General features: G+C 63.0%; 11 protein-coding genes. 3 read left to right on the top strand and 8 right to left on the bottom strand.

All coding sequences use genetic code 11. The annotated features are described in order from the left end of the window. Positions 1 to 78 precede the first annotated feature (78 nt). The 7 genes from hydA to ACK4FJ_RS08315 are packed head-to-tail and all read right to left on the bottom strand — an operon-like array spanning position 79 to position 7811. The gene (hydA, locus tag ACK4FJ_RS08345) at positions 79 to 1503 is read right to left on the bottom strand and encodes a dihydropyrimidinase (RefSeq protein ID WP_409765392.1); all 1425 of its coding nucleotides are present in this window, start codon (positions 1501 to 1503) and stop codon (positions 79 to 81) included. Between the two features lie 28 nt (positions 1504 to 1531). Beyond that, positions 1532 to 2434 (bottom strand): polysaccharide deacetylase family protein, encoded by a 903-nt coding sequence (locus tag ACK4FJ_RS08340; protein WP_409765391.1) that lies wholly within the window; start codon positions 2432 to 2434, stop codon positions 1532 to 1534. A gap of 4 nt (positions 2435 to 2438) precedes the next feature. Further along, the gene (locus ACK4FJ_RS08335; RefSeq protein ID WP_409765390.1) at positions 2439 to 3248 is read right to left on the bottom strand and encodes an ABC transporter permease; all 810 of its coding nucleotides are present in this window, start codon (positions 3246 to 3248) and stop codon (positions 2439 to 2441) included. Next, positions 3238 to 4092, bottom strand: a complete 855-nt coding sequence (locus ACK4FJ_RS08330; protein ID WP_409765389.1) for an ABC transporter permease — start codon at positions 4090 to 4092, stop codon at positions 3238 to 3240. The genes ACK4FJ_RS08335 and ACK4FJ_RS08330 overlap by 11 nt, the downstream gene beginning before the upstream one ends. 17 nt (positions 4093 to 4109) lie before the next feature. Further along, a complete protein-coding gene (locus ACK4FJ_RS08325) occupies positions 4110 to 5165 on the bottom strand; it encodes an extracellular solute-binding protein (RefSeq protein ID WP_409765388.1) in 1056 nt (351 codons plus the stop codon). A gap of 28 nt (positions 5166 to 5193) precedes the next feature. Further along, entirely contained in the window at positions 5194 to 6285 is a 1092-nt protein-coding gene (locus ACK4FJ_RS08320) for an ABC transporter ATP-binding protein (protein WP_409765387.1), read from the bottom strand. Continuing rightward, positions 6285 to 7811 (bottom strand): amidohydrolase family protein, encoded by a 1527-nt coding sequence (locus ACK4FJ_RS08315; RefSeq protein ID WP_409765386.1) that lies wholly within the window; start codon positions 7809 to 7811, stop codon positions 6285 to 6287. Before ACK4FJ_RS08315 ends, ACK4FJ_RS08320 begins: the two co-directional genes overlap by 1 nt. Positions 7812 to 8026: 215 nt before the next feature. Between ACK4FJ_RS08315 and ACK4FJ_RS08310 the strand changes: the two genes are divergently transcribed. Genes ACK4FJ_RS08310 through ACK4FJ_RS08300 form a run of 3 tightly spaced genes read left to right on the top strand, consistent with a single transcriptional unit; the run spans position 8027 to position 10822 of the window. Next, complete coding sequence (locus ACK4FJ_RS08310; protein ID WP_409765385.1) at positions 8027 to 8761, top strand: GntR family transcriptional regulator; 735 nt, start codon at positions 8027 to 8029, stop codon at positions 8759 to 8761. Further along, on the top strand, positions 8748 to 10112 hold the full coding sequence (locus tag ACK4FJ_RS08305) for an amidase (protein WP_409765384.1): 1365 nt from the start codon (positions 8748 to 8750) through the stop codon (positions 10110 to 10112). The genes ACK4FJ_RS08310 and ACK4FJ_RS08305 overlap by 14 nt, the downstream gene beginning before the upstream one ends. Further along, positions 10109 to 10822 carry an aspartate/glutamate racemase family protein gene (locus ACK4FJ_RS08300; RefSeq protein WP_409765383.1) on the top strand — a complete coding sequence of 238 codons (714 nt, stop codon included), beginning with the start codon at positions 10109 to 10111 and terminating at the stop codon, positions 10820 to 10822. Before ACK4FJ_RS08305 ends, ACK4FJ_RS08300 begins: the two co-directional genes overlap by 4 nt. Positions 10823 to 11451: 629 nt before the next feature. Here ACK4FJ_RS08300 and ACK4FJ_RS08295 read toward each other — a convergent pair. Further along, the gene (locus ACK4FJ_RS08295) at positions 11452 to 12222 is read right to left on the bottom strand and encodes an HpcH/HpaI aldolase family protein (protein ID WP_409765382.1); all 771 of its coding nucleotides are present in this window, start codon (positions 12220 to 12222) and stop codon (positions 11452 to 11454) included. Between the last annotated feature and the right edge of the window lies 1 nt (position 12223).

Below are 12223 nucleotides of genomic sequence, written 5' to 3'. Positions count from 1 at the left end.
ACGGAACTGTTCGGATTGATCACCAGCAGACGCTTCATGCTCAAAACCACCGCATTCGGCAGGCTCTAGTTGGTGAAATCAGAAAAGAAATTTCTTCGGCTTGGCCAGCTCGGGTGGATCGCAGGGCAGGAACTGGCCACGACCTTCCTTTGCCACAAACTCGCCCTTCGTCACCAGAATTTCGCCGCGCGACAACACGGTCTCTGGCCAGCCGGTAACCTCCAGCCCTTCATAGGGCGTGTAATCGACGTTGTGGTGAAGCAGACCGTTGGTGATGGTCACCTTCCGGTCAGAATTGTAGATAACGATATCCGCATCGGCGCCGATCGCCAGCGTGCCTTTGCGCGGATAGAGGCCATACATCTTCGCAGGGTTGGTAGCGCTCAGTTCGACAAAGCGCGGCAGGCTGATACGGCCTTTCTGCACGCCTTCGGAGAACAGGATCGGCAGACGAGTCTCGACCCCCGGAATTCCATTCGGCACCCAGTTGAATGACGCCTTGTCGCCACGAATCATCTTGCCCTTAGGATCAGCATAACGAAAAGCCGCATGGTCTGACGACACGATACTGAATACGCCGCCGGCCAGACCATCCCAGATTGCCGCCTGGTTGGCTTTATCGCGTGGCGGCGGGCTGCAGATGCATTTCGCCCCCTCAAAGCCGTGGCCGTGCAGGTCATGCTCGGTCAGCACCATGTATTGCGGGCATGTTTCGGCATAAATCCTCATGCCGCGCCCCTGCGCCCAGCGGATCTGCTCTACCGCCTCTCGGCCCGAGACATGCACGATCAGGATCGGTACGTCGGCTAGCTCCGCCATGGTGATGGCGCGGTGCGTTGCCTCGCGCTCCACCGCCATCGGACGCGATGCAGCGTGATAACGCGGCTCGGTATGGCCTTCAGCCAGCAGCTTGTCGGTCAGCCAGCCGATGAAATCGGCATTCTCTGCATGGATCATCGCCATGGCACCATCGCGGCGCGCCACCGTCAGTAGGTCGAGCACCTGACGGTCATTCAGCTTCATATCGTCATAGGTCATGTAGATCTTGAACGACGTATAGCCGTCGCGGATCAGCGCCGGCAGGTCCTGACCGATCAGCTGTTCGGTCGGGTCGCTGACAATCAGGTGGAAGGCATAGTCGACGAACGATCTGCCGTCAGCGCGGCGGTGATAGTCGGACACCGCATCGCGCAGCGACTGGCCTTTGAACTGACAGGCAAAGGGAATGATGGTGGTGGTGCCGCCGCAGGCGGCCGAGCGGCTGCCGGTATAGAAATCGTCGGCCATCACCGCGCCGTCGCTGGTCGGCTGGTCGAAATGGCAATGGGCATCGACGCCGCCGGGCAGCACCAGTCGTTCGGTCGCATCGATCTCGCTCTTGCCCGCTCCGAGGCTGGCGCCGATGGCGGCGATCCGGCCGCCGATAATGCCGAGATCAGCGGCAAAGACATCGGATGCCGTGGCGAGTGTGCCATTGCGGATCACGGTATCAAATTGCGGCATGACTACCCCCTTAGCCTGTCAGCACCATTCAAGCATACTGGCTGCGGAAATGTGTGGCGATATCCCTTCGTGGCGCCACCCAGATGCGGTCACCCAGCGACTGCAGGTCGCGCAGGATCGCCTGTACGGCAGCAAAACGCGCCGGCCGGCCGCAGATGCGCAGATGGAAGCCGACCGACAGCATCGACGACTTGCCGGCACTGGCCTCGCCCTGCAGCACATCCAGTGCGGCGCCGACATAGTTCGAGAACTGCTCCGGCTGCACGAAGCCGTTCGGATGGAAGAACTTCATGTCGTTGGTATCGAACCCGTATGGCAGAACCAGCATGCGCCGACCCGAGGACATTGCATCCCAGTACGGCAGGTCGTCATTCAGGGCATTGGAGTCGTATTCAAAGCCCAGTTCGCTGAGCAGGCCGCGCGTCCAGGGACTTTGGCCGCCGCGCGACATGAAACCGACCGGCCGCACGCCAGTGGCGGCGACAATAGCCTCGCGCGTGCGCAGAATATCCGACCGCTCTGTTTCGCGATCCCGATAGAGCGAATGCGGCAGCCAACGCCAGCCATGCACGGCCGGTTCGTGGCCCGCCTCAGTGACTGCACGGGCAAGATCCGGTACCCGCTCCACCGTGCGGCCGCACATCATGAAGGTGGTTCGGGCGCCATAAAAATCGAAGCTATCGAGAAAGCGCCACAGGCCGGCCCGCATGCCGTAATCGAAGACCTGTTCCTGAACCAGGTCGCGCACGCCGGGTGGCTGCACCGACAAGACCTCGCCAAACCGTTCGGTCTCGGCATCGCCCTGTTCGATGGAGAGTTCAGCGCCTTCCTCGAAATTCACCACCAGCGACACGGCAACGCGGGCGCCATTGGGCCAGACGATGGCGGGGCGGTTGCGGCCATAGCCGCGAAGATCGCGCTGGGTAGTCATAAGCTCAACGATTCTGGTCTGGTCGGTTGAGGCCGCCAAGCCGCTCGGCCAGTACAAGACCCAAGAGGGTAGCGATGACAATCACACCGGACACCGCGGCCACGCGCACATCCAGACTGCCTTCCAGGATGGCCCAGAGCTTGATCGGCAGAACTTCCGTGCGCGCATCGGCCAGGAAGAGTGAGACCGGCACGTTGTCGAAGGAGGACAGGAAGGCGACGAAGCCGCTGGCAAAGATGCCGCGCCGGATCAGCGGCAGGGTGATGCGGCGGAAGGTGTACCAGCGGCTGGCGCCAAGACTGAGCGACGCCGTGATCAGGGCGGGATTGAGCTGTTGCAGCGAGGCCCCCACCATGCGGATCACATAGGGCACGCAGATGATGATATGGCCTAGTACCAGCGTGGCGGTCGACAGCCGGATCGCCAGCATGTTGAAGACCAGCAGCAGCGACAGGCCGAAGGCCATCGCCGGCAGCACCATGGGCGACATGAACAGGGCATCCAGAAGCCGGGCGAACTGGCTGCGACTGCGCGCGATGCCCAAAGCGGCCGCGGTGCCCAGAATCCCGGAACCGATGGTCGCCATCACCGCGACCTTCAGGCTGGTGATGGCCGGCTGTATGATTTCGTCGGACTTCAGCAGTTCGACATACCAGCGCACCGACCAGCTGGGCGGCGGAAATTTCAGGGTGATGCCGCCAGTGAAGGAAATGATCAGCACGACGGCCGTCGGGGCGAGCAGCAGCAGCATGGTGAAGCCGGCCAGCAGTCCGACGGTGCCGAAATAGGCATGATCGCGGAGGCTACGCTGCATCGACGCCTCGCATGAAACGGCGCGACAGCACACCGATGCCCGCCACGATACCGATCACCGCCACCGTGAAGATCAGCGACAGCGCGGCGGCAAACGGCCATTCCTGCACGCCCATCGCCTGCTGGTAGATGTAAAGCGGCATCAGGATCATGCGGCCGCCGCCCACCAGGCTCTGGGTGATGAAGGCGGTCACGGCGGCCGCGAAGACCAGCAGCCACCCGGCAATGGCGCCCGGCAGCGTGAGCGGCAGAACCACGGTGAAAAAGATGCGGGCCTGGCTGGCGCCCAGCCCCTCTGCGGCACGCATCAGGTTGCGGTCGACGCGCAACAGGCTGTTGATCAGCGGCAAGGCCATCAGCGGCAACTGGATCTGCGTCAGCGCCACGACCAGCCCGCTCCAGGTATAGAGCAGCCGGGCCGGCTGGTCCCACAGGCCAAGCGCAAGCATGGCGGAATTGACGATGCCCTCACGGCCGAGAATGACGATCCAGGCGAAGGTGCGCACCACCGTACTGGTCAGCAGCGGCAGCAGGATCAGGAAGGTGATCAGGGTGCGGCCCGCCGGACCGGCCGCCACATAGGCCAGGCCCAGCGGATAGGCCAGAAGCAGCGACAGCAGCGCCACCTCGGCCCCGAGCAGCAGCGTGTCGAACAGAACCCCGAGGCTGAAGCCCTCACCCAGGAAACGGACATACTGGTCCAGTCCCATCTCGGTGAACTGCGGCGTGCGGAACAGGCTTAAAAAGACCAGCACCAGCAGCGGCACCACGAAGGTGACGAGAAACAGCGCTGCCAGCGGCATTGCCGGCAGCATCTGTTTCACCTCTGCTGAATGCAGGCGCATGGTCCGCACGCCGTCTGTTACAGCTTGACGTCTTTGTTGAAGCGGGTGATCCATTCGCCGCGCATCTTCTGGAACTTGGTCCAGTCGAGCAGCACGTTGTTGGCCACCATGTCCTCGACGCTCTTGGCCACCGTCAGATTCGCGCCCGTCAGCGGGACATTCTTGTTGGTCGGCATCATCACCCATGGCGATGCCTCAAGGCCCTTCTGCACCTCCGTCGACATCACGGTGTCCAGATAATCCAGCACCAGCTTGGGATCCTGGTTGTTCTTGACGATCTGGGCGCTGGTCCGCACCACCACCGCGCCGCTCTTCGGCTTGGCGAAAGCGATATCGACCCCCTTGGCCGCCAGTAGCGCCACGTTGTTGAAGTAGTTAAAGGCAATGTCGATCTCACCCTGCTGGAACAGGGCGGCCAGCGCACCCGGCGACGGCGCGATGGCGCCGACATTGGGCAGAAGCTTCTGAATGGCGGCAAAGGCCGGATCGAGGTTGGTTTCCGATCCGCCATGCAGCTTGGCGATCTCGACCATGAAGGCCGTACCGAGGCTGGAGCCCATGCCGGTGATGCCGACGCGGCCCTTGTATTCCGGCTTCCACAGATCTTCCCAGGAGGTCGGCGGCGTCTTGATCTTCTTCGGATTGTAGGCGATGCCGATCAACTGCACGGTGATCACCGGCGCATAGCCGGCCGGATGGCGGAAGGCGGCCGGGATATTGGCGAAGCTCTTCGATTTCTCGACCGGGAATTTCTCCAGGATATCCGCCTCGATGGCCGGGATCAGCGGGCCTTCATCGAACAGAACGACATCGAAGGGCGGCGCGTTGCGCGAGGCCTGGATCTTGCCGATCTGGTCGACATTCAGCAGCGGCGAGAAACTGACACTGCCGCCGCCGCTGGCCTTGCCGAGCGCGGGCCCGACCACAGTCTTGAATGCCTCGTCAAAGCTGCCGGGATAGGTGGTTGCGACGATGGAGCCGGCCGCATGAGCCAGGCGCGGGAGGCCGCCCAGGGCGCCCATCGCCATTGCTGCTGAGCCCATGGTGAGAAGCGAACGACGGGTAAATTGCATGGTCTTTCTCCTTGCTATCCGGAAACTGTCACGCGGTGGGAGTGTCTGGCATGACGAACAAGCCAATGCCGGTGGGATCGGTGATGACGAGGCCAACCGGCGTATCGCCCGAAATCGACCTGGTGGCCGGCGAGCGCGGCCGGTGGATTTTCATGGTCTCGCCACTCGTTGTGATCGCCTCGATCACCTCGGCGGCGCCCAGCGGCAGGGTCAGCCGCACGGTCGCAGCCAGCGCGCCGGGCGCTCCGGGCGCGGTGAGCGTGATGTTCTCGGGTCGCAGCGAGAGCAGCACCGCGCTGCCAACGGCAAGCCCGGATGGCGCCGCCAGCGTCACCTCGGCACCTGCCTGCAGGATCACGCGATCCGGCGCCGCCAGCGTGCCCTTCAGAAAGTTGGCGTGGCCGATGAACTGGTTGACGAACAGCGTGGCGGGGCGGTCGTACAGCGTGTCCGGCGTGCCGACCTGCTCGATGCGGCCGCGGTTCATCACCACGATCCGGTCGGCCATGGACAGCGCCTCTTCCTGGTCATGCGTCACGATGATCGAGGTGACGCCATAGCCTTTCAGCAGACTCTTGATCTCGATCTGCATGTCGAGGCGCAGGTTCTTGTCCAGCGCCGAAAAGGGTTCGTCCAGCAGCACGATCCCGGGCTCGATGGCCAGTGCGCGGGCCAGGGCCACGCGCTGCTGCTGGCCGCCGGAAAGCTGCCCCGGCAGTCGACCGGCCAGGTGGCTCATCTTCACCAGCGCCAGCATCTCGGCCACCTTTGCCTTGACGGTGACAGCCGGGGTTTTGCGCGCCTTCAGGCCATAGGCGACATTCTCGAAGACACTGAGATGCGGGAACAGCGCATAGTTCTGAAACACCATGCCGACGCGGCGGCGATTGGCGGGGATATGCTCGATGCGAAAACCATCCAGCAGCACCTCGCCCTGGCTCGGCTGCAGGAAGCCGGCGATGATCTGCAGCAGCGTGGTCTTGCCGCAGCCGGAAGGGCCGAGCAGTGCGATCATCTCGGCCGCGTCAATGCGCAGCGTGATGCCGTCAAGCGCCTGGGTGGCGCCGAAGAAATGGTTGATGCCGCTGAGGGCCAGGCCGGTGCCGCGCGTCGCCGTCATCACCAGGCCTCGCTTACGCTGGGAAGATTGAAGACTCCACGCGTGGTATCGGCGGCGATCTTGGTGCTCAGGGATTTCCGATAGAGCCTGCCCAGCCCGTCCAGCACCGGGCCCGCGGCCGCTTCGGAGGCATGGATGCGGTCCAGCAGGCGCTCGTGGGCTGCCTGGAAATCGCCGATCAGCTTCAGTTCGTCGATTTTCGTCAGCCGGCCGCCCTGCATGACGATCTCGCCATCCACCAGCACGGTGTCGATGCCGCCGCCGCTTTCGCCATGCACGATCTGGCGCACTGGCGCGTTCAGCGGCACCAGACCCATGCTGGTCTGGCGATACAGGACGATATCGGCCTTGTGACCGGGCGCGAGCCTGCCCAGTTCCTGCTCGCGGCCCAGCGCGCGGGCACCGCCGGTCGTGGCCGACTCCCAGACTTCTGCCGCTGTCGGCCAGCGCTGATAGTCGGCATCGCGCACCCGCCCCATACCGGTGCCGAATTTCAGCGCCAATAACATCGAGCAGTTGAAGGTGACGCCGCAGCCGTCCGACCCCATGCTGACATTGATGCCGGCATCGCGCAGCGCGCGGTAATCGGCGGCGCCGGAGCCAATCGCCGCATTGCTCCAGGGGTTGTATTGCACGCTGGCGCCCGACTCCGCGATCAGGTCGCGGTCGCGCGGCGTCAGCCAGACACCGTGCACCAGCGCGGTTTTCGGCTTGAGGAAACCGAGCGCGGCCAGATGCTCGACCATGCTGCGGCCCCAGAAGATATCGGCCGTCACCGCCTGCAGCCGGGTTTCCAGCACATGGGTCATTGCCGGCAGGTCCAGGTCGTCGGCCAGTTGGCGGCAGTCGCGCAGGAAATCGTCGGTGCAGCGCTGCGGCGCCGAGGGCGCCACCAGCACGCCGACACGCGAGGTCGCCGGGTGATGCGTTTTGGCCAGATCGCGCACCAGGTCCAGCAGCGCATCGCCCTTCGGCCGGGGCAGCGAGCGCAGCCAGGCCAGCGTGCCGGGTGCGAAGCTTTCCTCCACGAAGGGCCAGCTATCGACCACCGCCTTGTCGATCATCGAGAAACCGACATAGGTGCGGATGCCGGCATCCGCGTAGGCCTGCAGGGCAGCATCGACATGGCTGCGGTCGAAATTCTGGCCCAGGCTGAGATCGTCGACGATGGTGGTGGCGCCGGTGCGCAGCGATTCCACCGCCGTCATCATGGTGCGCAGGTAGATGTCGTCGGCGGTGAGCGGCAGCGGCACGGCCGGGCGCAGATGCGCCATCATCAGTTCCATCGGCAGGTTCTCGACCCGCCCCTTGATGAAATGGTCCCAGGAATGCAGATGGCCGTTGATCAGCCCCGGCGCGGCCAGCAGGCCGCCAGCCTCCACCCGCCGGTCGGCCGCAGTGATCGTTCCCGCCGGCTCGATGGCCTTGATGCGATCGGCCTCGATCAGGATATCGACCGGATCGGGCGCGAAGGCCGTGTGGCCATCCCGCATTATCAAGGCACCGCTCAAGACCAGTGTCGTCATCGTCCCCCGCTTCCGGGGTGACGTAGCAACGCCTGTGCCAGATCGCAGGCCGGCGTAAGTGGCTGGAATTAAATTGTATTATTATTCAGTGCCAAATTGGCGCCAATTATGTGGATCAATTGTTGTCAATTAATGAGATTTTTGGTGAATAATTGAGCAATCAGATTGCTTCCAATTTTTAAGCAATTTGGGTAAAGACTGTTGGGATGAAGCCCATGCGCAAAGATCGCGAGTCGGATACGGCAGAACCGAGGACGATGGATCAGGACCCCGTCGTCCAGGGCATATTGAAAGCCATCAGCCAGAAACGCCTGAAGCCCGGCACCAAGCTGGGCGAGGATGCATTGGCGCAGGTCTTCGAAACTACGCGCATCCACATCCGCCAGGTGCTGGCGCATCTGGTGTCACGGCATATCGTTACGCATTTCCCCAATCGCGGCGCCTTCATCTACCGCCCCACTGTGCAGGAAGCGCGCGATATCTTTGCGGCGCGACGCGTGCTGGAAACCGCCACGGTCAATGCCGTGATGGATAATCTCACTGCTGAAGCGCGGTCCATGCTTAAGCGGCATATCGGTCGCGAGTCCGGCCATGACCGCAACGACCGCTGGGCCTCGCTAGCGCTGACGGCCGATTTCCACATCCTGATCGCCGAGCTTGCCGGCAACGGCGTATTGCTCGACTTCGCCAAGGAACTGATGCTGCGCACTTCGCTGGCGATCGCGACCTTCGAAGTGCCGGGATCGCCGGACTGCTCGCCCGATGCGCATCCCGTCATCGTCGATCTCATGCTGGCCGGCGACCGCGCCGGCGCGCTCTCCGCCATGAACAGGCATCTCGACGAGATCGAGCATCGCCTGCATCTTGGCGCCACGGCGCCCGATCCGGACGACATTGTCGCCATCTTCCAGGATATCGGCGTCGGACCGATCAGCCGTGGCGCAGCCTGAGCTTTACGATGCTTATGGCGTCACGGCGACGCAGGCCGTAACGCGCGCCCTGCATCGCATCCGCACGCAGGATCACCGGCTCCACAGTTTCATCACCCTCTCCGACTCGGCACTCGACGAAGCCAGAAAGCTGGACGCGGAAGGCCCGCATAACCGCGCGCTGTTCGGCCTGCCGCTGGGCGTGAAGGACCTGACCGATACCGCCGGCCTACGCACCACCTATGGCTCGACCATCTATCGCGATCACGTGCCGCAGCATGACGACATCCTGGTGGCCCGCGCGAAAGCGGCCGGCGCCGTGATCGTCGGCAAGACTAATACGCCGGAATTTGGCTTCGGCGCGCTCTGTGCCAATGCGCTCTGCCCGTCCACGGCCAACCCCTACGACCTGTCCCTGAGTTCCGGCGGCTCCAGCGGCGGCTCGGCCGCGGCGGTGGCCGCAGGCTTCGTGCCGGCCGCCATCGGCAGCGATTTCGGCGGCTCGGTGCGCACGCCGGCCGGCTTCTGCGGTGTGGTCGGTTTTCGCCCTACCCCCGGCATGCTGCCCGCACCAACGCGGCGGCTGGCCTGGGATACCTTGGCCACCGCCGGTATCCTCGCGCAGACGGTAGCCGATGCAAAGCGGCTGTTCGATGTGCTGGCGGGGCCGGACCAACGCGATCCGGTATCGCTGCAGCCGATGCCACGGACCGGCGCCGCACTTTCGCGCCTTGCCGTTTCACGCGACCTTGGCGTGGCGCCGATGTCCATGGCGATGGCAGCGCAGTTCGACGCAGCTTGCGCCACCCTGCGCCAGCGGGGCGATCACCTCAGTGCGGCGCATCCGGATTGCAGCGGCGCCATGGACATATTTGCCACGCTGCGTGCCGCCTATATCCACAGCAATCTCTCGCCGCTACTTCGGCAGCACGGCAACGCCCTGGCTGAAACCGTGCGCTGGAATATCGCACGTGGCGAAGGCCTCACGGCTGCCGCCTTCCTGCAGGCCGAGGCCGACCGCTCGACGCTCTATCGCCGCTTCATCACCTTTTTCGAAAAATATGACGTGCTGCTGACGCCGGCTGCCTCGGTGCCACCCTTCGGCGTGAATTCCGGCGAAGTGACGGAGATCGACGGCAGGCAGCTCGGCAGCCTGATCGATTATCTGGCGATCACCTCTATCGTCACGCTTACCGGCTGCCCGGCGCTTTCGCTGCCCTACTGGCCGCCGGGTGCTGTGCTGCCCATCGGCGTGCAGATGATCGCGGCGCCCAGGCGCGACCAGGACCTACTGGACTTCGCCGCCGCGCTGGAACGGATCGACAATTTTGGCTTCCGGCCAACACCATTGTTCGCGGAGAATTTCCAATGACCCGCCTGGGCATGCTGACGCCATCGTCCAACACCGCGCTGGAACCAGCGACCTACCGCCTGATGCGCGATCTGCCCGATGTGACCGCGCATTTTGCACGCTTTCCGGTGACTGAAATTGCACTATCCTCCGTGGCATTGGGCCAGTTCGACGCCGGCCCGATCCTGGCGGCAGCCGAACTCCTCGCACATGCCAAAATGGATGTGATCGCCTGGAATGGCACATCCGCGAGCTGGCTGGGATTCGAGCGCGACGCGCAACTGGCGGCGGCGATCACAGCCAGGACAGGCATCCGTGCCACCACCGCGATTCTGGCGCTGAATGATCTGCTGAAACGACTGAACACGAAACGCATTGCCGTGGTCACGCCCTACCTGGGCGATGTGCAGTCGAAGATCATCGCCAACTACGAATCTGCCGGATTTACCTGCGTGGCCGAGCGCCATGCCGGCCTACAGGATAATTTCTCCTTCGCTACGCTTCCGGCTGCCGAGATCGATGCGATGATCACGGCCGTGGCCGCCGAGAAGCCCGATGCCATCGCCATTATCTGCACCAACATGGATACAACGCGGCTGGCGCCACAGATCGAGGCGCGGACCGGCATTCCGGTGATCGACTCGATCGCCTGTACACTGTGGGGGGCGATGCAGGTCGCAGGGATCGATACTACGTCGCTTGCTTCGGCCGGGCAGATATTTCGACACTGACCAGCACCTGCCTACCGCAAATTTAATGGGAAACTCTCATAACGATGCGATGAGTTATGCGCCTGTCCTACATCCGCCTCGGGCAGGCCTAGAACTACAACATCTTGTTTTCAGCTTGCCGACGCGTCTTTTTGAACCCACTCGCAAAGCAGCGCGTAAACGAAAAGCTGGCGAAGAAGGTGCAGCCGAGCGCGAGATAGATGAGATCAAGCATGGATGAGCTCCTTAAGAGCGTCCTTATTAGCACCTGATTCGATTAAGCTGCGATACGCAACGGAGGCCCGAGGTATAAAGGAGCCATAAAGATCCGCCGTCGCAGTCCGGAGATGCCCGCCCCCTGCGGGGCAAACAATTTCAGTGATTTAGCGCTGACGCGCTTTGATCGCTCTGTAAACTGCTGTCAAAGGACCCTGAATTTTATCGAACGAGTCTCAGTATAGAATGAATATTGGGCCGGGTTCGCGGCTGTTTTCTTCAGCTTAACCCGACAGCTGCTCTCATTGTGAACTGCACTTCACATATGCTGTGAAGTGCAGCTGAAAATGGCAGCCATCAGCTTGAAATGGGAATCGTTTCGACGGGGTGATCCCCTCATTGCCATTTTCAAAGCTGAATTTTATGACGTGTACTCAGGCAGCGCGAAAGGCGACGACAGCGGCCCGGGCCCCTGCTTCAAGGAAGCGCGCATCCGAGCCCACGGTCAGCAGGGCAAAACCCTTCGCCACCATCCTAGCGGCGTAAACCGGCGAACCACAATGCAGACCGCAGGGCAGACCTGCCGCCGTGCAGCGTTTCAGGATATGGACGATCAGGTCGAGCATGTCCGGTTCCTCGCGGTCGAAGCCGGGTTTGTAGCCGCAGGCGAGCGCAAGATCGGCCGGTCCGATGTAGAGCCCGCCCAATCCTGGTACGGCCAGAATCTCATCGAGATTTTCCACGGCCGCCCGGGTCTCGATCATCGCCAGTGGGATCACCTCCGCATTGGCGCGCGCCGTATCTTCATAAATCTCGCTGCAGGCGAGTCGGGCGCGGATCGGACCAAAGCTGCGTGATCCTGCCGGCGGATACAGGCAGGCGGCGACCAGCCGGCGGGCATCCTTCGCGGTTTCAATCATCGGCGCGATGATGCCGAGCGCACCGGCATCCAGTGCCCGCATGATCGCCGCCTCATCCAGCCAGGGCACCCGCACGAACGGAGCTGCACCCGCCTTCTCGATGATCGGCAACAGCGACAACAGGTCGGCGTAATCCGCCGTCCCATGCTGCATGTCGATGGTGACGCTGTCCCAGCCGGCCTGCATCAAAGCTTCCGCTGCCAATGGCGAGGGCAGCGCGATCCAGCCGTTCAGCGCCGTCCCGCCGGCCTGCCAAATCCGGCGCACGCGGTTTGCATAGGCCATG

Source organism: Ferrovibrio sp. (assembly GCF_046297595.1).
Classification (GTDB): Bacteria; Pseudomonadota; Alphaproteobacteria; order Ferrovibrionales; family Ferrovibrionaceae; genus Ferrovibrio.
This window is presented reverse-complemented; position numbering and strand designations above follow the sequence as displayed.